The sequence below is a fragment of the Nitrospira sp. genome (genome assembly GCA_029194535.1).
In the GTDB taxonomy this organism is placed as follows: domain Bacteria; phylum Nitrospirota; class Nitrospiria; order Nitrospirales; family Nitrospiraceae; genus Nitrospira_C.
In genome coordinates, this window is sequence record JARFXR010000001.1 from 2230264 (window position 1) to 2251311 (window position 21048).

Genomic DNA, 21048 nt, shown 5'->3' on the forward strand with positions numbered 1-21048 from the left:
AATGTCCGCACTACTCAACCTCAGCCTGATCTCTTTCCTCAACCTCAGCCTCTCGGCGTCTGCGCACGCTGACAATATTCCCATCGGAACAGCCGTCAACGCCATCGGCACACTGGTCATCGTCCGGACCGACGGTGTACAGCAACGATTGCTGGGCAAAGGGAATGTGCCCCTTTATGAAGGCGACGTCCTCAAGACCGACTCCGGCAGCCAGGCCCTCATCACCTTCACTGAAGGCATCGAGGTGGCGCTCAACGAGAACACGTCTTTCAAACTGTTATCCCGGTGGGAGAAGGACAAGCCGACGGTGCGGATCCTGCGCTTGAAGGAGGGGGAAGTCTGGGCAAAGACCGCCGGCGGACCGAAGCGGTTCGAGGTGGAGACGCCGGTGGCCACAGCAGCGGTCAAAGAGACGGAGTTCAACCTCAAAGTTCAGGAAGACGGGCAAAGCATTCTCACGGTGATCGAGGGGGTCGTACAGTTCGGCACGCCGTTCGGCACCTGCCCGATCAGGACCGAAACCATCAGTTACGGCGTGCGCGGCAAGAAATGCACGAAGCCGGCCGCAACCGACGCGAAGGCCGCGAAGGCCTGGGCGGATGCGGTGCACGGCACAGTGAAATAGCCCATCGCAGGTTCTCAAGGATGGACAGGCGCGTCGGGGTGACAGTCGGCTTGAACCGTGACGATCGAGCGCTCGACTCACTGATGCCATAAACGAGACTCTGCAAGTTCCCTTGTCTGAGACGGGAGGGCGTCATGAGACAGGTTTGGAGTTGGGGTGTGGCGCTGTGCCTTCTGTTGACCTCTTCCTGCGGCAGTCAACTGCCGATCGATGAAGGAGAGGCCTGCGTAGAATCGGCAGCCTTACCTCAAAAGGCTCATTTCACAGACACGAAACACCAATATCTCTTCAAGGGCGAATGTCACGTGGCCAGATTGCGGGTTGACAGCCCAGGAGGAAACCCCTACTTCATCCCGATCGACGCCCCCTTTACTGCGGAGGGCTATTACGAGCCGCAGTCGCAGGTTGCGACGGAAATTTTCCGGGTGCCGGAACCGAAAATCAGCGAACCCTCCCGTCCTTGGGGAACGTTTCAATCTTCGTTCCGGTGCGAACAGGATCCCTGGTTGAACGACGTCAAATGTGAGCCGATCACCGCCTCAGTCAATCCGCCGTCGAGCGCCTATCCGGGGCCGAGATACGAAGCGTCCCGGCTCTTGCTGAACGAGATTTTGAGCAAAATCGGGCACTTCAAAAAGCCGTACAGCGCGGCCGCCGTCCGTTACGCCAGCGGAAGCAACAAGGCCATCGCGAGCGCTTGGGCTGCATATCGCAAGCAAGAGCAACTCGCCCAAGGAGCCCGCCAATCGCCGGGTTTGTCGCACAGCGCCGGAGTGGCTCCGTCAATCCTCAGACCGGCGGCAGGGCAAGTGTTTCTGAGGGGTAATCCCATTCCCATCAAGTTGGGTCCGCCTGTGGGATGGACCGTCACGACCTACATGGTCAAGCTCCAAGTGAAGGACGCTCGGGGCATCTGGGTCGAGAGTAGGACGATCCCGGTCGGAGCCCTTCAAGCCCACTCTCCGGGAGGCTACACCGGATTCGGCATCGGCGGGTTTCCCACTTACCCCGGTACCTGGAGAGTCAGCGCGCAGGTGTCGGCCCCCAATCAGTCCGGCTGGAGCAACGCGGTCGAATTCAAGGTGGCCACGCCGCCTCCGACCGGCTCGCAATCAGGAAAGGCCGCAATAGGCAAGGGTTCCCTCATGAGGCCACAGTAATGAACTGCGCACTCATGATGCTTCCACACCTGCTCTTATAAAGGACGAGTATCCGTATCAATGTCCGCCGAAGAAGTAGCCAGTGCAAAGTGCCGGCGTCGAGGACCACGGACACCTTCTGAGAGAGTTCCTGGTATTCACGACGGGAGACTCAACCATCCCACAGCCCAAGCGATGGAATGAGGTGAACGACGAAGGGAGATGAACGATGCTGCCTCGTATGACGAAAGTTCAACGAGCGATCTGTGTTTGTTGTGTTGTGTCATTCAATTGCGTGTTCATCCTTCTCGTGTCGTCGGCTTGGGCCCTCGTGACCGAATTCGGCTCGGTCCAAATCTTTGTCACCGATCAGAACGACGTGCCGATTCCCAACGTCAATCTCTGCCTCAACATGCCGGGGCAGAGTGCTCAGAAAACGACGGATCAAAACGGCCGTTTTTCCGCTTCTTTACCGGTGGGTTCGACCACTGTCCGTACGTCCCGTAACGGATACGCCAACACACAAACGACGATTACCATGACCAACGGCGCGAGCCTGGTGCATCAGATCGTTGTACAGCCGGGGCAAGCCACACCGCTGCCAAGTTTTTGCGGAGGGATCGCAGGGACGGCAACGGGCGAAGATAACGCCTGTGAGAGGATTACCAGCCTTGAAGTGTCGGGTGGGTCGAAGACGACCAGCCGTACGGTCCATATTGTTGCCGTCTTCTCCGAAAAGCCGGCATTCTATCGCCTGGCCGAATTTTCCGCCGCGGAGCGCTATCCCGAATCACAGTTCAACCCCGATGCGGCGTTTACCAAGAAGAATGTCGCGTGGGTGCCGGTGACGGCGCAGTTGACGAAGCCGGTCTTAGCGACGAGTGTTGCGCTGACTGAACCGCACTACGGCACCCACCATCTCTACATGCAGACGAGCCTTGCATTGAACGGATGTGTGTCGCGCAGCCGCCCGATCAGCGTGGTCTTGGAGCCCGCTCGACTCGTCAACTATGAATTAACGGGACAGGCCTTGGAACGGTTCGTTGCAGCCGCGAAAAGCCGGCGCTACCAATTCAAAAGCGGGTTCAAATTCAACAAGAAGGACACGACCTATTGCTTGAACAACGCCATGGTGTTGCCTTCGGATCCCGCTCAGGATGCGCGTGTGAGTAACATAATGCTCGAAGATGTGTCCGGAAGCTTTGACGTGTTCGATGGCCCCGATCTCATGCTCTACTGGCAACTGATCGACATCGAGGGATCGTTTCCCGGTCTGGGGCCGTTGGCCCAGGGCCGTGTTCGCGCCTTCGCCAGCGGGACAGCGCCGGCAGTCGTGTACGACAAGTATTCGGAGCCGAGTTGTCCCTATTGCGGCCCGCGCGCGTTGAAGCGAACCCTCTCCTGGCGGCGAATACTGTACGAATTCAGGCCGCCGCCTCCATCGCCCCCGCATTCTCCGATTCCGTTACCGGTCTTACCGGGCACCTACAATGCAGTACGTTGCATCGCTGTTCCCGACCTGACCCGTTCGGACCAGCAGCCATCTCTTGTCAAGCTCACGCTGAGAGGACCGGCGGGTGACGATCCCATCAATGCGCTGCCTCCGCTTCAACCTCCTACCCTGGAGCGAATATCTCCCCTTCGCAACTCGGCGTTGGGTGGCCAATGACCTCAAGAGCAAGAAGCGCAAGGTGTCTGTGTCCTGAAAGCAATTCGTTCGGCACATCGGCCTCACGTGAAGGTGACGCTCCCCCATTCTGGTTCGACCGACGCGTAGATGGCCGGCAGGCGAGGATCCCGTCGATGCGCTGCCTCCGTTTCTCGAGACAAAGGAAACATTCTATGGGGCGCGCTCAATCTGGCTAACCGAATGTTCAAGACCGCCACAAGCACGATGCTCCCCCTTTTGTCCCCGCGTGGTTCTGCGGTTGGCTCGGGACTGATCCGCTACCAACACCTCTTCGAGCACCGATTCACGAGGGTTGCGCTCTCATTGCTGTCCGCGGCTCTCTTGATCTGCTCGCTGCCTGACCCCGACATCGGATGGTGTGGCTGGGTGGCACTGGTCCCGCTGATCATCGCAATCCAAGGATTAGGCCCGCGGCGGGCCGCCGGTCTCGGCCTCTTGTTCGGAATTGCTTCAAGCTTCGGCATCTACGGCTGGCTCTTTGAAGTGCCGAGTTTCGACATGCGCCATGCCGTTGTGCTGGCCGTCTATGTCGGCGCCTACCCTGCGGCATGGTGCGCAGCCATGGCCTGGACGGCTCGCCTCGGCGTACCACTGCTTTTGGCAGGTCCCCTTCTCTGGGTGCTCAGTGACACGCTACGCGCCCATGCCGGATTTCTCGCGCTTCCCTGGGGCACCCTCGCGCAATCTCAGCATCACAACCTCGCCATCCTGCAGATCGCCAGTCTTGGCGGAGAACAAGCGGTCACCCTCCTCGTGGCCGCGGGAAATGTAGGGCTCGCCTGCCTCATCCTGCGTCGTGAACGGCAGGCCGTGCTGATGACCGGAATGCTGTTGGCAGTCGCGCATCTATGGGGCGCGGCACTCCTCTATAGCGCACCGGTAGGCCGGAGTATCGCGGTGACCGCAATCCAGCCGGATATTCGCGTGGCGGAGCGAACGACTGAGGAGGGGCGCCGTACCTCGTTGGAACGATTGGAACGGCTCACGCGTTCGGCGGCCCAAGCGCAGCCCCTGTTGATCGTTTGGCCGGAAAGCGCCGTCCCCGGCGATCTGCAGTCTGATTCAGGACTCGTCGCACGATTGGAACGCCTGACCACTGAGATCGGCATTCCATTGATTGTCGGTGCGGCGCAGGTCGAAAAATTCGCGAAGAGCGAACCGGAGCTGACGATCGGTCGCCGAATCTTCAATACCGCATATTTGATCGAGCCAGGCGAACCGCTCGGACGGCCCTATCGGAAACGGATCCTCGTTCCGTTTGCGGAATATCGTCCCCTTGCCGACATCATCCCCTGGCCCGAATGGCTGGCTCCGCGCGTGCCGGAGATGACAGCGGGAGATGGCGGACAACTGCTTCGCATAGGCGAGCAGCTCTCGGTCGGCCCACTTATCTGTTGGGAAAATCTGTTCACTGCTCTTGCCCGTGACTCGGTCCGCAACGGCGCGCAGATGCTCGTCCAGCTCACCAACGACGTGTGGTTCGGACGGAGCGCGGCTCCACGCCAGCACAACCTCATGTCCGTCATCCGGGCGGTGGAACATCGCGTGCCGATCGTGATTGCGTCGAACACGGGGCCCTCGCAAATCATCGACGCCTACGGACGGATCGTCGGCCCCGAGTCTGAGCTCTTCATCGAAGACACGGTAACCGGCGCCATCCGCATCGGCAACGCCGGTACCTGGTATACCGAAATCGGCGATTCCTGGATGTATGGGGTCTTCCTTCTCGCGGCGGCAGGTCTGAGGCGAAGCGTTGAACCGCTGAAGCGATGCGCCGACGAACGGATTGTCAAACCAACGGCTGGGTAAAGCGCCCGCAACTCTTGGAGGAGACCATGGAACAGACCCGATTTGCTGCAGAATGGGTGAATCGAGCAAGGCAGCAGATTGAGCCACGATGGGTTGCCTGGTTGATCGGCATCGTTCTCCTGCTCGGCATCCCTGCTGGGCCTGCGTCAGTTCAAGCCATGGGAGACTTACTGTTCTGTAGGAATGGCTGTCGCACCGATACGGTCAGTCTCTCCTGCCCCGGAGCCGTGATGAAGAAAGCTGCGACATTCGCCTCGAACCCTCCCGGCTTTGCCTCCTACCCCTTTGAAGAAAAATGCCCTGTCATACTGAGAACAGGGCAGTACCACAACGGCGTCATCCATCTCTCCTTCGAAGGGAGATGGAACCCTTCAGAGACTCGTCAAGACCGCCCGAACGCAGTGGAGACGCTGTTCATTGAAAACTACGAGCAATTTTTCCCGAACCGGCAAATGAAAGGGTCAGGAGAGAGAAGAATCTTCGTGTTTTGGACGGCCCGTTGCACCGCAGATCCGTGGCTCAAAGGCGGCACCTGCCGACGCCTTGGCGAATACGTCCCGGACGACGTGCGGGAAGCCTTCCCTTCTGAGATCGATGATAAACCGTTCCCCCTGACAAAGGACTCCCTATCGCCAACGCTGAAGCAGCAACTCATCAAACAATATCAGGAGGCAAACCAGCAGGGATCCGCCCGGATGAGCAACCAGCAGCGTATCCGAAGCATGATGACTCAGCCGCAACAGGCTCCGATCGTCAAGCAATCCCCGTCGACGCAAGCCATGGTGGTCCAGCCGCAACAGTCCCCGGTCATCACGCCATCTCAGGCTGCGCAGGCCCAGGCTGCTCAAGGCATGGAGGCTGAACCGCAAGCGGCCTTTCCAACGCTTGGCGCATCGATGGGTGCACAGGCACGATCAGGACTTTTCGCGCGAGGCGTAGAGGAAAAGGAAGGCCAGACTTCCGGGAAGGAAGGGAAGGACCCGCCGGCAGAGGGCGTTGAAAGTACTGACCCGGGTGTCATTGAGGAAGGAACGCCTGAGGTCGCCGAACCGGTTGCGCTCACGCTCGAACAGCCGTTTCACGCCACGGATGCGAAGGGAGAGGCTGTGGAGTTCAAAGCCGGCGCCTATGAAATCGGAACCATCCTGGATCTCCAGCTCGGAGTCGCACAAGAAGGCCGGCGGACCGTGCTCTTGAATGCGAATCGGGATACCCACCAGATTCCGATCTCCCGCACGATTGCAGTCGTCATCCCGGGTCCATTGGACGATCTCCACCTGCTCTTTCTGACGGCGGATGGGAGGCGATTTGAGACGATCGGCTTTCCGTCCGGAGTGAGACCGCGCAGCATGAACACGATACCTGCAATCCCCGACAAAACCATTGAAGCGGCAGTTCTTGCGGCGTCAGTCGGTGCGAGAACCGTGTCATCTCCACCCTGTCGGCCCAATCCCAGCGACATTGGACCGCGGTGGGTGCCGGTGCCCTGCACCCTCACCTCACCGTAGAAGTAGGTGATGCCGTTTGCCAATGATTTATTCTACTTCCCTCCGCTCAAGCAGCATGGTGGCAAGGGCCAGGACGACGAGGGAGACCAGCATCACAGCGATGATCCACATGGCGGCTTCTCCTTCTGAGCGACGTTGAACCGTTTTCTTATCCGGTGTGTCGAGCGCAGGGGGCCGGAGGTTCACCTTGACGAGGCGAATCCGTCTGTTGGCGGATTTGAACCCAGTTACGTCGAATGACGACTCACGAGAAGCGAGGAGCGATCCTACGTGAACAGGAGGTGCACTCATGACGGGACATCGTCAACCATTGTTGAAACCTCCTTATGGCTGCTTGCTGTTACTGGTCGGAACGTTGGGCTGGTTCCCGGCCGGAGCTTTCGCAACTGATACCAAGACGCAGGGATCTCTAGGAGGCGTCTACTTTAGGGCTGAGTGCCCGATCGGCTCCTTCTTGGTGGGCTTCTCCGGGCGAACGGGCGCCTGGATCGATCAAATCGCTCCGGTCTGTGAGCCCTTGTCACCGAACAAGCAGACATTCGGTAAATTCACCGTCGGCGCCACAATCGGGACGAGTACCGGAGGGACACCGGATCATAGCCGCTGCCCGGCACATACGGTCGTACGTGTGACGAGACATTCAATGACCATCGGTGAGAACGCACAGCTCAAGTTTGTCGAATCGATCTCCTACGACTGCTTTACGACCGCGGGCGCGTTCCGCAGCGACGGCCGCCGGATCTTCGGCCATCCCACAGAGCTTCCCGTAATCGACACGACGTCGAAGCCGCTCGATACCTTGACACAATGTCCTCAGGGCGAATTCGCCCGAGGCTTCCATGGCAGGGCCGGCCAGTTTCTCAATGCGCTCGGTCTGATCTGTGGCCCTCTTGTGCCTCGCAAATCCGGCACGGCAGTACCGTCTGACGCTCCACACACGACCGCCGCATTTCCGACCGCTCCCACGATCAACCTACCTCAAGGCTTCTTGGTCAAAGGCAAGGGCGTTTTTCAGATCACCCCCTCGAAGTATCTCACCGGGACGCAGGCCCAGATTCAATTGAAGTGGCTGAACCCGCCGGCCCATTTCCAAGGCAAGGGCCTCGACTTTTACACCTACGAGGTGCCGATGAGTCTGATCGCCGGTCCGAGCGGCATTGCGGCGCCGGATAGTTATTTAGCTCCAGGGACATGGGAAATGCGCGTGCGCATCAATCAGCCCAAGGTGGGTGATTGGAGCCAGCCCGTGCGGTTTGAGTACTACCTCCAGAATCCGGCTGTCGCTCCGAGAGCCGAAACGCCATTGAGTGTGGAAGGGCAAAAGAAACGTTCGACCATGGGCGGCGGGACAAGCGCGTTCCGGCCGCAAACGACACCATCGGCAGGCCTCGGGAACACCACCGTGATCTTGCCGCGTGGGATAGACGAGAAAGGCGGATCAGAGAGCAACCAGACCGTGGACATGCCGGTCGAAATGGAGAAGCAGCCATGACGGAGGGAAGCTGACCGTTCAATGGAATGGATGAGAAGAGTATAGAACCTATCTCACAATGGGTGTTCCGGTCAGAACTGGTCATGCCCGCGAGAGCGGGCATCCAGAAAGATCTGAAAATGCTGGATTCCCGCCTGCGCGGGAATGACGACAATAGATCCCCATCCCATCATGAAGGAGTTTTGAGATAGGTTCTAGTTCCCGGAACCGGGGTCTTGCCCCGGAAATGATGTCGAGCGGCCTCGCGTTCACCGGCTCACAAGGAAAGGAAGGCAGCCATGCGAAAACCATCAGTATCCCTTCCAGGAATTGCCGGCGTGGCAGGAGTCGCACTTCTGGTTGTGGTTCTTGCTTCGCCCCCTGCCTCCTACCCCTCAGCGTTCGGAACTACCCCCGATGAACCAGAACCAACATTGGTTCCCACAACCTGCAGTCCCCCTAGACTCACGGGACAGCCACAGTTTCTCGGCATTCCGAAAGGAACGGCAAAGTATCCATTTAGCGGCATCTGTACAAGCCCGGACAGGCCCGGAGCTCAACTAACCTACCGATTGGAAGGATCATGGTCCCCGTCGGAGAAAGATCCGAACAAACCCAATGCGTCCGAGGCGATCGAAATAACAGGATTTGAACCGTTCATTCCCATTCGCGAACCCGGTGGCAGCATTTTCATGTACTGGATGGCGCGATGCAAACAAGATCCATGGTTGCAGCCAGAAGGGGCGAACTGCCGCATCAGCGGCACGTTTATCCCGGACGACCTGCGTGAAGCCGTTCCAGATTTGCTGTCGCTAAACTTTCCAAAGACCGAGAATATGATTGCCCCTGCTGATCGGCAACGCCTGTCCTCGCAATATCTACGACTCAATTCCCCCGTCGCGGGGACAAAGCGAATCCCTGGGGTAATGGGAAAGACCAAGGACATGTTCACCATCACCAACCCCCGGTGGAATGCTGTCGTGCAGCAGGGCCAGCTCTTCATCAAGGCCGATCTGCCAGAAATCGGAGCGACTCAGGTGACGCAACTGGAATTGCAGTGGCTGGACGCGCCGCCCGATAAACCCTATCTCAACCCCTTCATTGTGGATACGACACAATTGCTTCAAGGCTATCAGGTGGACCCGCGCGTCACCAGAGGACACGAGGGTCGTTGGGAAGTGCGCGCGCGATCCAGTGGCAAAGCGGTGCCGGGACCATGGAGCTTCCCGGTGCAGTTTCGACTATTCCTGACGCAGCCGACTCAATCCAAGAGGCAGAGCTCTCCTGTGCAGCAAACTGCTCCGTTGCCCTCCTCGTCGGTCATGCAACCCTCGGCTGTTCCACAAGCGACTCCCCTGCCTCCTCCTTCAGTCATGCAGGCGCCGGCCCCGAGCAGCGCTCCCACGCAGATGCGGCGCTCGCCTTTCATGTCGCGGGGGGTGGACAAGAAAGGCGGAACGGAAAGGAATCAGACGGTGGATGCACCGGCTGAGACGGAGAAGAAACCGTGACGGGTCACTGCCGACTGTATCCATACGGCAGGAGGTGAGGATGAATGATCAACGCCAACGACTTCATTACTTGATTCTGGTGGCGCTGTGCTTCGTGCTTGGACTCTGCGCCAGGCCTGCCCTCGCGACGGATCTTCCCGTCTATGGTGGTTTGGGCGGGAATGATTTCAGGGCCGAGTGCCCGAAGGGATCGTATCTGGTCGGCCTTGCGGGGAGAACCGGCGAATGGGTGGATCGTATCGCACCGGTCTGTGCTCCGTGGGTGGCAGCCAGGCAGGCTTTCGGCGCGCCGTCCGTCGGCCCCTCTCATGGGGCTAGCACCGGAGGGCAAGAACGCCATAAGAGCTGCTGGAATGAATTTGTGGGCAGGGTCTATGTCGTCCAGTCTTGGAAGATTGATGTCCTTCGATCGGACAATCACTATGTGCAGCGCATTAAAGCGTATTGTGCTTCCATGCTGCCATCTGTAAAGAGTATGAGTTTCTACTTCGGGGACAAAGACCCCTATGACGAGAATGTTTCATTCGGTCCCTTTGGAACGAGACCACCGGAACAGAGCTGTCCTGCCGGTGAAGTTGCCGTAGGCATTCGTACACGCGCCGGGCAATTCGTCGATGCCATAGGACTGATCTGCGGACCTCGTCCTCCAAGCTTCGGTGCAGCTGCGACAAAACCACTCGGTCCTCTCGTCCAGGCCCCATCGTCTGCCGTGACCATGAATCCCCAAGCTAAAAATACGAAGATCGCCGCCGACATGTTCGTCATTACCAAGCCAGCCTCCGGCGACAAGATTGCGCAAGGCCAGCTCGTCATCACTGCGACGCCGCCGAAGGTGGGCGCGACCAACGTCACCGAGTTGGAGCTGCGATTCCTCGATGCCCCGTCGGCTCAGCGGGACTCCTATCCCTATTACACCGTCTTCTCCGTCGGTACTGAGAATCTCGTTCAAGGGTACCCAGTCGCTCAAATTGTGACGGGAGCCTATTCGGGCCGTTGGCAAGTGCGCGCGCGGTCCAGCATGAAGACACCCCCCGGTCCCTGGAGCTACCCCGTGCAGTTTCAGCTCATGAAGGCATCCCAGCAGCAGTCATCTCCCATACAGACATCGCCGTTGCCCTCCTCGTCGGTCATGCAACCCTCGGCTGTTCCACAAGCGACTCCCCTGCCTCCTCCTTCTGTCATGCAGGCGCCGCCACCGAGCAGCAGCGCCAGCACGCAGATGAGGCGCTCGCCCTTCATGTCGCGGGGGGTGGAGGGTCAGGAGGCCGACGAGCCACCTCGTCCTACCGAGAGGAAACCGTGAACCAGTTGCCGATATAACCGACGACGGACAAGTGAAAAGAAAGCGAACGACTGATGCCAATCGACAGACCGACTGTCATGGGGAGGTCAGCATGCTGAAACGACACTGGCTGCCCAGAAAAACTGCCCTCGTAGCTCTGGCCCTCGCCCTATCGTGCTTTGCGTTTCCGACAATGCCGGTCCAGGCAAATTTTCTCAAGCAGTTGTATAACCTCCACAAATGTCTGACGTTTTTTGGGGTCTTCTGCGACATGTCCGAAACAGTGGAGGGAACTGGTCCCCCGGCGCAACCCATTCCGGTCACCTGCTCACCACCGCTGCTGAATGGCCTTCCGCAGTTCCTGTCCTGGCCGAAAGGTTCGGCCAAATACCGGTTCCAGAGCACCTGCACCAGTCCTGCCGTACCCAACGCGTTCATGACGGCGCGCTGGGAAGGATCGTGGACGCCGGCGGAAACGAAAACCGACCGCCCCAATGCTTCCGAGACCTTGGAAGTCACTGGGTGGGAACCGTTTCTTCCCAATCGCACGCCTGGCGGCAAGATTTTCATGTTTTTCACCGCGCGCTGTACGCGAGACCCGTGGTTGCAATCCGGAGGATGCACTCCTTACGGCGTCTATGCGCCGGACGACTTCCGCGAAGCAGTCCCCGATATCGACAAGCAGAGTTTCCCAAGGACCGGTGACGTGATCTCGCCAGCGGATAAGAAGCGGCTGTATGCCGAATATCGGCGGGCGAACCCGCTTCCCGGTGAACGACTTGGCATTCGACAGCGCATTCCGTCGCAGATTGTCCAAGCGCCGACACCGGCGGACACGGGCGTCGTGCAAAAACCGAGATCCAACCCGAATATCTTTTCACGCGGAACAGAAGCCATGGATGTTCCACAAGCGGAAGCAGGCGTGCCCGATCAATCGGCTGATACCACCGCCTCTTTGGAAAGCGTGCCTGATACTTCGCCCACCCCTCCGATCACCGTCACGCTCGACCAAGCGCTCCACTTCCAGTCCGCGAAGGGCGACGATGTGCTTGTGGCCGCCGGCGTCTATGAAATCGAGCCGGTACTGGATCTCCAACTGAGTTTGTCCAAAGAAGGACAGCAAGCGATCTTGTTGCCGGCTGAACAGGACCAGCACGCTGAACCACTGACCCATCCAGTGGCCATACTGGTGCAAGAAGAACAGACTGAGAGGCGCCATTTGATCCTCTTGATGCCGTACGGCCAACGCTTCGATGTCGTCGGATCGTCCTCCGGTATCCAATCGCGAGGCCCGGGAATGGTCGCTCTCAAGCGCCCCAGCGTGCAGGCAAAGGAAGCGATGACAGCCCCCACTCCCAATACTCCGGCCCCCCTAACACCACAGTGCCGGCCGAATCCCAACCCGTTTGGTCCTCGGTGGATTCCTGTTCCTTGTACGATGCCCACGCCGCCGCCTCCCTATTTTGATGGGAGCAACCTGCTGCATGCCTGCGTGAACAACATCACCGGCGCATTCCGCCTCGTACAACCCTCGGGTGGCTGCACGGCAGAAAACGATGAGGTGAAAGTTAAATGGCAACTCGTGCCATAACATGCGTGACGGCAACTCGCCAGACTGTTTGGAGGAACCTTTCTCTACGAAGGCGCATGTCCATAGGAGGACAAGAATGAGATCACGGTGTTTTCGTTTGGGAGCGGTCGTGCTCGCAGGATTCGCGCTGACGATCGGTTGCTTGTCGATGATTTCAAGCTCGAGCGTCTTTGCGGCCGAATTCGGCATGGTGGAAATCGTCGTTCACGATCCGAACGGGACGCGCATCTCAAACGCCGACTTGTGTCTGGCCATGCCGGGACAAAACGCACGGAAAATGACGGATTCGAACGGCTCCTACAAGACAACCCTGCCGATCGGATCGACCACGATCCGTGTGTATAAGAGCGGCTATGCCAACGCGCAAGAGACTGTGACGATGACCAATGGGGCCAACCTGGTCCGATTCATTCAACTGCAACCAGGTCAGGCGACTCCGTTACCGAGCGATTGTGGGAGTATTACCGCGACGACAACTCCTGGGAACTCCTGCGATGTGCTCACCAAGTTTCAGGTAGACGGTCCGACGACCACGACCAACCGGCAATTGGCGGTCCTCTTGGAATTCAGCAGTCCTCCGGAGTCGTATCGAATTACAGAATTCTCGGCGGCTGAACGATATCCCGAGTCTCAATTCAAATCGGATGTCGCCTTCAGCAAAAAGAATGTGCCGTGGGTGCGTCACGGGCTTGGGGGCACGTCACTCACGACGTTCTTTACCTTGACCGAGCCACATTATGGGACTCACTCGATCTATATCCAGACACGCCGGTACCAGTCCGGCTGTATTTCGTCGCCCCGCGTGGCGAGCGTCATCTTGGCTCCAGCCAGCCTTCAAACTCATGTGCTGACCGGCGAGGCCTTGAATCGTTTCGTGGCCGAAGCGAAGCGAAGGGGGTATCAATTCAGCCACAGGTTCACATTCAAGAAGAAAGACGGTTTCTGGAAGATGTGTGGCCCGAACGAAATGCTAGAACCGAAGTATCCGCGTCTTGGCCAGCGGCAATTGTCACCAGCCGTGGAGATGGTGGACGAAAGGATCGAGGCTGACTTCGAGATTTTTTCCGGTCCTGATCTTAACCCTTTTTGGGAGTTCCAGTACGCGCGTGCGCTCCATCCCGACCTGCCGGCAGTCGGCGACGGAGGAGGGGTGGTGGGTGACGGCAACATTCCCGGGAAACCGGCATTGTCATTCGAGAAATTTTCCGACATCGGTTGTCCCTACTGCACGGCACAGGGATTGAAGAATCTTCATCGCCGCCTCGAATGGACCCGCCTGATGTGGCGTACACCGGTTCCCAGCTCACCGCTTGATGATCAAAGCCTGACCGTCTGCAAACGCCGATCGCAAGGGGAACCGTGGCTCATTCAACTAAAAATTCGAGGTCCGGCGGGAGAAGACCCCATCAACGCCCTTGGGGATCTGCGGGTGATCACACCGCAAGACTTACGGCTTGCCCCGCCTCCAAGGATCATCCTGCCGCGCGGGGTTGAAGGGGAAGGCGGTGGGGAGGACAACCAGACGGTGGATGTACCAGTGGAGCCAGAGAAGAAACCGTGACAATGCAATCGATCAAGCGGAGTCACATCGCGTCGAGCTCGGACGTTCGATCGCTACTCTTGCATTTGAACTTCTGTGCTATTCCGTCGACATATGTATTGAGTGGAATTGCTTCATGGGATCGAAGCGCCCAGTCCAGCACATGGGTCAATGGAAGGACGATCAAAATGTGTTCCGCTTCAGCCTAGGAGGTCGGAAAATGCAGATGAGGGTCCGAGGATTCGCGGTGCTTTTGCTCGCAGCTTGGGTGCTCTGGATCTCCGATGTTTCCGCCGGTGTAACTGGGAGCCTGGGACAATCAATTACGGCGGCACAGTTTACCGGAAGCTTCGACCTCACCTGCGCTCAGGGTCGCCTGGCGACGGGGATCGAGGTCACGTCCACAGCATCGTCAATCCGTCAGATCCGAGTCCGGTGCACCCTGAAAGCTTCCGATAACCGGAGTTGGACAAACCCGCCGAATCACGCATTCACCCAGTTCAGTCCTGGAATGCCCCCGCTTCCGCCACTACAGGGGAATCCGCAACCGAATCCGGAGCCTGCTTCCAGCAGCGTCGCAAACTGTCCGCCAAATGAGTACATCAAGGAATTTAATGCGTTTCTGAGCGTGCCTGGTTCTAGCGCACCCATGAGTCCAGCGATGGCATTGAACAGAACCATGAAGCGGATACGAATAGGATGCCGGCCGACGAATGCGTTCGGGATGATTGTGGGGAACCCACCTAATCCGGCTGAGGCTGGAGCTATGGCGACGGCGGGTGCCTGGAATCAGGTGAATCTCCCCTGCCCCTTTAGTGGTGTCGCCAACGGAGCCCGTGGGGGCATTACTATGGGGGTTGTCAAGACCCTTCAGTTCAAGTGCATCGAGCCATCGAGGCTGCCGTTCACCGCGCTGGAGCCGACGTTTCTTCACCCACGTTGCGTAAACTGTCATGCGGTGGTGGCTGAAAATTTCCAGAATGATCCGCAAGTGAACGGCAATGGAGGTTTGCCATTTGGTCACCCAGTAACCAACTCCACGACGAACAACAACTCAATGCAAAATGGGCAAGGCTGCCGCCTGTGTCATCAAGATAGTCTTTTGCCCACTCAGGGAAGCATCAACCCGGGATGGCATGCCCCTGCTGGCGGCAACTTTCGGGATGACCCCACTGGTCTTATGGGCCGCTGTTTGTCCGGCCAGGGAGGCAGCCCGACCGCAGTTGCGCATTTGCGAGAAGACAAGTTGATTCTCTGGGCGATTGGCGACGGTCGAATCCCTGATGCGCAAGGTCAGCCGCCAAATCGGCGACGGCCCACTGCGCCCCCGCACGATATCGAGACTTGGCGGAACGCCGTCAATGCCTGGGCAGCCAATGGTTTTGCCTGTCAATAGCGGAATTATGGTCGACAATGATGCCTCAACGGCTTCTTCGTCACCGCAGCGCCCCCACCCAGATGCGGCGCTCGCCGTCGATGATCGTGCCACGCGGGGTGGAAGCGAAAGGCGGAGGACAGCTCAACGAAATGGAGAAGAAGCCGTGACCTACTCTGCCTTTCAGTCAAATTAGGAGGATCTATGCGCCCTCGTTGGCGAAGCTGCATGTTGTTGGTCGCATCAGCGATGGCCTTTGCTGGGGTTGATACCGTCTACGCGGATGAGCAACACCAGTGTTTCTTCGAGTCGATCCAAGCCACATTCACGGTCGAAACATCCACCTATCGCGTGGAAGCAGGCTGTATGTACTACCACCCGCTGGAGGGTCCTGTCCCAGCGCAGCGCCTTCGATCTCACTGGTCCTCTGTAGGTACTTACGATTCGCGCACCGGCGTGGCCAGGGAAGACGTCACGATCAAGGAGTATGGAGATGGTGGAACCGTTACCACGACGCTGTCTTGTCCGGGCGATCCGTGGCTGAATCCGTCAACGCTGCCCGGGATGGTCAGATGTAAAAACCCTACTTTTGAGACGAGGGGAGTAGATCCTAGAATTGGATGGTTTCAGCATTTACGCGAGGGATTCTATTCCATATCCAAAATGAAAGTTGGCCCACTCCCGAATTCCACGGGTTTCCCTTACAATCGCGCCTCGGTGATCGCTCAGCGCGACGCAGCGCTCAAGGCCGAAGCGGCCGCAGAGGCCGCAGCCTTGGCCAGAACGAACAAACGCATACGGCAGGGGGTGCCGAAAGGGCCGGCCGTGGTCTTCCCGACCATTCTACTGCCGACCCCTGGCCAGCGCTTCCTCAATCAGACCGCCGTTCCCATCAAACTTGCCCCGCCGAATGGATGGGGAGACACTCAGGTCGGGCTGGATGGTAAGCCAGTGAACAGCAATCGTTTGTATACGGTGCGGCTCGAACGCAAAGATGCGACGGGAAACTGGGTGCCGCACGCGACGCTGCCGGTTGGAGCCGTGCAAGCGGAATCGGCAGCGGGATACATGGGTTTCGGGGCAGGCGCCCCTCCTGGAGGTATGACGGTGGCTGGGACATGGCGTCTGAACGCGCAGATGACGTCTCCGTTGCAAACCGGCTGGAGCAACTGGGTCGAATTTGTCGTGCTGGCGCCGCCGTCAAAGACTCAAGCGCAACGCGCACCGAAGAGGTTCGGCCCGTAGTGCGCCGGTCAAGCGTGGGAAAGGTTCCAGGAACCGTTGTCTGGTCTCTGAAATGATGTCGAGCGGGCGCGCGTTCGCGACCAATTGCCGCAGTGTCCCCGAGGACATTAGGGAGACGACGATGGACAGATTCATCAGGGGCGTTTTGATCTCGCTTGTTTCGGTCCTGTACGTGCACACCGGACACGCAGCACAAACCGGCACGATGGGTCTTGCGGAAGGTAGGGCGGCCTCGACTCAGTGTCCGAACAAGACCTATTTAGCCGGCTTCGCCGTCCAGTATGATGCAGTGATGTCAGGCCTCCACCCATATTGTGTCAACATGGCGCCGGACGGCTCATGGTCTGGCGGCGCGCAAATTCATCTCGATCGTCCAATGAGCGAGGCGAATCTTGGGGGAATGCGGAAGGACCTGTTTTGTCCGATGGACTTTTACGCGCTCGGGTTTCGCGGCAAGTCCCACGTTTACGGCGTGCACGCGATCATGCACTTTACCTTGACCTGTCAGAACCTGAAAACCGGCGCCCTCTGGGAGCATACGGTGGGTCCTCCTGGAAACCCTTCTTTGACCGAATGGCGTGGCGACCGCTGTGCCGATGATGCGGTGGCCGATGGCGTGTTCGGCTTGGTCAACGGGGGGACGATCATCCAGTTCGGTTTCTCGTGCGCGCAGACGCAGCCTGCCGCGAAGCTGGCCAGAACGAATAAGAAGATGCGTATGGGGGCTGCGCAGGGGCTCGGTGTTTTTGCGGTCCCGACTATTCAATCGCCGGCCCAAGGGGCGCGCTTTTTCAGCTATACCTCGGTGCCCATCAAGATTGCCGCTCCAAAGGGAGTCGCACCGGTATCATATCTGGTAAGTCTCGAACGCAAGAACGCGCAGGGTCTGTGGACGTTGGTGACCAATCTTCCCGTGGGCGCGGCTGAGGCATCCTCGCCGTCGGGATATCTCGGATGGGGCGCGGCGGGAAGCGGCCGCGGTCCGGCTATGATCGCTGGCCCTGGAACCTACCGAGTCAGCGCTCAAGTGTCGTCGCCGCGACAAACCGAATGGAGTCCGCCGATGGAGTTTGTGGTGACTGATCCCAACAAGGCGATTCGAAAGGCGCCCAAAATGTTTGGACGTTGATGGTTTCGAGAGCTTTTTCGTTTCAGAGCCTGACGTCGCTCCTCCACGATCACTTGGTGTCGGTGTTACACCCATCGTGGCGGCGGGGAGGTGGGCCGTGAACCTTTCGGGCTCCCTTTTCGATCTACTTCGTAGCGGCGTTCGTCGTTATGCGGGATGGGGGCGACGGTGCCGTTGCTGGGCGGCGAAACCCTATGGGCAGGAGGATCCCATGATGATTCATCGTTCCGCCAGGTTGGCATTGAGCATCGGACTCTTTCATGCCGTCGGTCTCCTGGGGTCCGCCCAAGGCGCTGGATTCAGTGGAGTCGGCAGCGCCCCCTGTGGGGCCGGGACTAAGAATCTCATCGGTACCTTCTCGTCGAACGTCGCCAACTATGCTACGACAGACACCTGCACGACAAAGGGAAGCTTGGGGGCGCCGATCACCTTTCCCTACAAGGCTGAGGGCAGGTTCTCGGACAATATCGCCGTGGAGACGATCGAAGTGCCTGCCGCTCCGATTAATCAACCCGGCCATCCCTACGGCAGATGGTCCACGACCTATTCGTGTCAGACAGATCCTTGGCTGACCCCTGATCCGTTTCCGAATGAGGTGCGTGAACCGGTTGTGAAGTGCCAGATCATTTCACAGCATGACTTCAGCCCGACGTGGGGCCCGCTCAAGGACGGAGAGATCGACAAGCCGCTTGACCGCCTGTATGAGGCCTGGCGCAAACATAAACCGTTAACTTCGTATTATCTTGCGCCGCAACAGCGCCAAGCGTTGGCGAGCAAGCGCGAGAACGACTTGCGGGCGGAGGCTGAGGCACTCGCGAAGGCGAAAAGGGAAAAACGTCGTGCTGCGCAACGGCTTCAAGGGGCAACTGAAGCACCGTCCCAATACCGCGCAAGCCTGGCTCCGATTATCTTGGCGCCAACGGGTGGACAGCGGTTCTACAACGGAACTGTCGTGCCCATCAGGCTGGGGCCCCCGCCGCAATGGGCCGATGCCAATGTCGGCCTCGATGGCGCCCCTATCACGACGGCGCGGAGCGTGACGTTCTACCTCGTCCGTCTGGAACGAAGGGACGCTCAAGGAAATTGGGTGTACTATGGTGCGCACACCGTCTCCGCCGCGGATGCAAGATCAACCAGCGGCTATACCGGCTTCGGAGCCGGAGGGCCGCCCGTCGGTAATGCGACCCCTGGGGTTTGGCGCCTCAGTGCTCAGGTCTCATTGCCACAACGATCAGGCTGGAGCAACTGGGTCGAGTTTGTCGTGATGGCGCCGGTCTCGGTCCCCAACAGCAGGGTTCAGAAGGGCCCGAAGATGTTCGGGCAGTAGGGAGACCGCCAAAAGCGAGAAAAGTTCCAGAAATTTTTCTCTTGCCTCACAACGAGGTCCAGACTCAACAGGAGGTGGGATTGTGAGTCGGAAAATCGTATTGATGATTGGAATCGTCCTTGCGGTATCGACTGGAGATTCGGTGTATGCGGATGATCCTAATTCACATCAGTGTTTCTTCGAGTCGATCCAGGCGACGTACAAGGCTGGAACAGCCACCTATCGCGTGGGAGCACTGTGTAAGCAGTACTCACCGGGGGGAATTTTCCAGGAGTCGGTTTCCACGTCGATGCGCTGGTCCTCCCAAGGTTCTTACGATTCCCGCACTGGGTTGGTGAGAGAAGACGTCTCGGTGATATCCTATAATGCTACTGCAACCGTCACAACGACTCTGTCTTGTCCAAGCGATCCGTGGCTGGGGCCGAATCTAGGGCCCGGGACGGTGGTATGTGCGAACCCTACATTTAGGACGAGCGGAGGGAACGATGTTACAAGTCCATGGTCACTGTACTTGCAAGAGGGATTTTATAGTACGGCCCCAGACCTGCAAAAACCTTCCCCACTCCCGAATTCCACCGGTTTTGCCTATGATCGTGCAAAACTTATCGCTCAACGCGATGACGTAGCGCAGGCCGAAGCGCAGGCAGAGGCCCATGCCCGAGCCAGGGAGGAGCAAGCCAGAAACAGCCGGCTCTCGAAGGGTATTCAGAAAATGCCGCGGGTCGCGCCGATCATTCAGTTGCCGGCTGCGAATGCGCTCTTTCTTGAATATTCCACCGTGCCGATCAAGCTCCAGCCTCCGCAAGGCTTCGCGACCACCTCGTTGCTGGTGAAGCTTGAGCGGCTCAACCCGCAGGGCCAATGGGCGATCGTCACGCACCTTCCGCTCAGCATCGCGGAGGCCACCTCGCCGAGCGGATACACAGGCTGGGGTGCCGGTGGAAACGGCAGGAGTGGGCAAATGGTCGCCACACCAGGGACCTATCGGGTGAGCGCACAAGTCTCCTACCCGAAAAAAACCGTGTGGAGCCTGCCGGTGCAGTTTGTCGTGATCACCCCAAACAAGGCGATCCAGAAGGGGCCGAAGCTATTTGGCCAGTAACCTAATGGAGGTCTCATGCTGTCTCAGAGAACGAGGTGGTTCGCCGTGCTGTCCCTTGTCGGCTGGCTCTTGTGCACGATGGATTCCCCTGCCGTCGCCGGCTCGTCAGCCGTCGATCCATGCAAAGTGGTGACGACAGCAGAGGTCGAACAGACCATCGGCAAACTGAAAGGCACGCCGAAGGCCGACAAGGAAGGCGATGCCGCCTGGTGCAACTACGAATTCACGAACGGAAAGGACGCGATGGAAGTGTGGGTCTTTCCCGCCGATGGGCTTGAACGGGCCAAGCGAAAAGCGAAGCAAACCGTAGCCGTCAAGGGGTTGGGTGATGAGGCGTTCTTAACGCGCGGCATGTTCGGCCTCGACTATGTCGATCTCTACATCAAGAAAGGTAACACGACCGTCAAGCTGGCACTCAAAGAAACAGCGGGAGACGAGGAGAAACTGAAGATGTTGGGCCAGAAAGCGGTGGGGCGGTTCTAGGTTCTCCCTGCGTATCGTGCCTCTCAGATCTCCCGCAGCAGCGACATCACTAGTGCCGACGACTCCCTCTCTGACCTCCCGGTCAGGAATGCCTCTCTGCTGGGTTGGTCGGGAGAGCGATCCAGAATGTTCATCATCGAACAGCCGTATGAGTTTCGGCCAACTTTGAACGTGGTCGCGTCAACTCACGACCAGGGCATGGATCAGCGCGTCATGCCTTT

At 58.6% G+C, this 21048-nt stretch carries 17 protein-coding genes; 16 read left to right on the forward strand and 1 reads right to left on the reverse strand.

Annotation, left to right across the window (positions count from 1 at the left end; translation table 11 throughout):
* The first annotated feature begins 1 nt into the window (after window position 1).
* The 5 genes from P0111_10370 to P0111_10390 all read left to right on the forward strand — a co-directional run bounded on the left by P0111_10370 (window position 2) and on the right by P0111_10390 (window position 6771).
* The gene (locus P0111_10370; GenBank protein MDF0644426.1) at window positions 2-625 is read left to right on the forward strand and encodes a FecR family protein; all 624 of its coding nucleotides are present in this window, start codon (window positions 2-4) and stop codon (window positions 623-625) included.
* 134 nt (window positions 626-759) lie between these two features.
* Window positions 760-1785, forward strand: coding sequence for a hypothetical protein (locus tag P0111_10375; GenBank protein MDF0644427.1), 1026 nt, complete (start codon window positions 760-762; stop codon window positions 1783-1785).
* Between the two features lie 208 nt (window positions 1786-1993).
* Window positions 1994-3433 carry a carboxypeptidase-like regulatory domain-containing protein gene (locus P0111_10380; GenBank protein MDF0644428.1) on the forward strand — a complete coding sequence of 480 codons (1440 nt, stop codon included), beginning with the start codon at window positions 1994-1996 and terminating at the stop codon, window positions 3431-3433.
* 225 nt (window positions 3434-3658) lie between these two features.
* Window positions 3659-5263, forward strand: coding sequence for an apolipoprotein N-acyltransferase (gene lnt, locus P0111_10385; GenBank protein MDF0644429.1), 1605 nt, complete (start codon window positions 3659-3661; stop codon window positions 5261-5263).
* A gap of 230 nt (window positions 5264-5493) precedes the next feature.
* Window positions 5494-6771: a hypothetical protein gene (locus P0111_10390; GenBank protein MDF0644430.1), complete on the forward strand. Its 1278-nt coding sequence runs from the start codon at window positions 5494-5496 to the stop codon at window positions 6769-6771.
* Window positions 6772-6798: 27 nt separating this feature from the next.
* On the opposite strand, the gene P0111_10395 is transcribed toward P0111_10390, so the two are convergent.
* Entirely contained in the window at window positions 6799-7062 is a 264-nt protein-coding gene (locus tag P0111_10395) for a hypothetical protein (GenBank protein MDF0644431.1), read from the reverse strand.
* Here P0111_10395 and P0111_10400 point away from each other — a divergent pair.
* The 11 genes from P0111_10400 (at window position 7061) to P0111_10450 (ending at window position 20827) form a co-directional block, all read left to right on the forward strand.
* Window positions 7061-8263, forward strand: a complete 1203-nt coding sequence (locus P0111_10400; protein MDF0644432.1) for a hypothetical protein — start codon at window positions 7061-7063, stop codon at window positions 8261-8263. The two genes, P0111_10395 and P0111_10400, sit on opposite strands and share 2 nt — an antisense overlap.
* A gap of 551 nt (window positions 8264-8814) precedes the next feature.
* Entirely contained in the window at window positions 8815-9753 is a 939-nt protein-coding gene (locus P0111_10405; protein MDF0644433.1) for a hypothetical protein, read from the forward strand.
* Window positions 9754-9793: 40 nt separating this feature from the next.
* A complete protein-coding gene (locus P0111_10410) occupies window positions 9794-11056 on the forward strand; it encodes a hypothetical protein (GenBank protein ID MDF0644434.1) in 1263 nt (420 codons plus the stop codon).
* A gap of 91 nt (window positions 11057-11147) precedes the next feature.
* On the forward strand, window positions 11148-12626 hold the full coding sequence (locus P0111_10415; GenBank protein ID MDF0644435.1) for a hypothetical protein: 1479 nt from the start codon (window positions 11148-11150) through the stop codon (window positions 12624-12626).
* 76 nt (window positions 12627-12702) lie between these two features.
* A complete protein-coding gene (locus P0111_10420; protein MDF0644436.1) occupies window positions 12703-14187 on the forward strand; it encodes a carboxypeptidase-like regulatory domain-containing protein in 1485 nt (494 codons plus the stop codon).
* A gap of 745 nt (window positions 14188-14932) precedes the next feature.
* Window positions 14933-15562 (forward strand): hypothetical protein, encoded by a 630-nt coding sequence (locus P0111_10425; GenBank protein MDF0644437.1) that lies wholly within the window; start codon window positions 14933-14935, stop codon window positions 15560-15562.
* Between the two features lie 183 nt (window positions 15563-15745).
* Entirely contained in the window at window positions 15746-16786 is a 1041-nt protein-coding gene (locus tag P0111_10430) for a hypothetical protein (protein ID MDF0644438.1), read from the forward strand.
* Between the two features lie 121 nt (window positions 16787-16907).
* Window positions 16908-17915: a hypothetical protein gene (locus P0111_10435; protein MDF0644439.1), complete on the forward strand. Its 1008-nt coding sequence runs from the start codon at window positions 16908-16910 to the stop codon at window positions 17913-17915.
* A gap of 211 nt (window positions 17916-18126) precedes the next feature.
* Complete coding sequence (locus P0111_10440) at window positions 18127-19242, forward strand: hypothetical protein (protein ID MDF0644440.1); 1116 nt, start codon at window positions 18127-18129, stop codon at window positions 19240-19242.
* A 511-nt stretch (window positions 19243-19753) separates the two neighbouring features.
* Window positions 19754-20344 carry a hypothetical protein gene (locus P0111_10445; GenBank protein ID MDF0644441.1) on the forward strand — a complete coding sequence of 197 codons (591 nt, stop codon included), beginning with the start codon at window positions 19754-19756 and terminating at the stop codon, window positions 20342-20344.
* Window positions 20345-20359: 15 nt separating this feature from the next.
* Window positions 20360-20827, forward strand: a complete 468-nt coding sequence (locus tag P0111_10450; GenBank protein MDF0644442.1) for a hypothetical protein — start codon at window positions 20360-20362, stop codon at window positions 20825-20827.
* The last annotated feature ends 221 nt before the right edge of the window (window positions 20828-21048 follow it).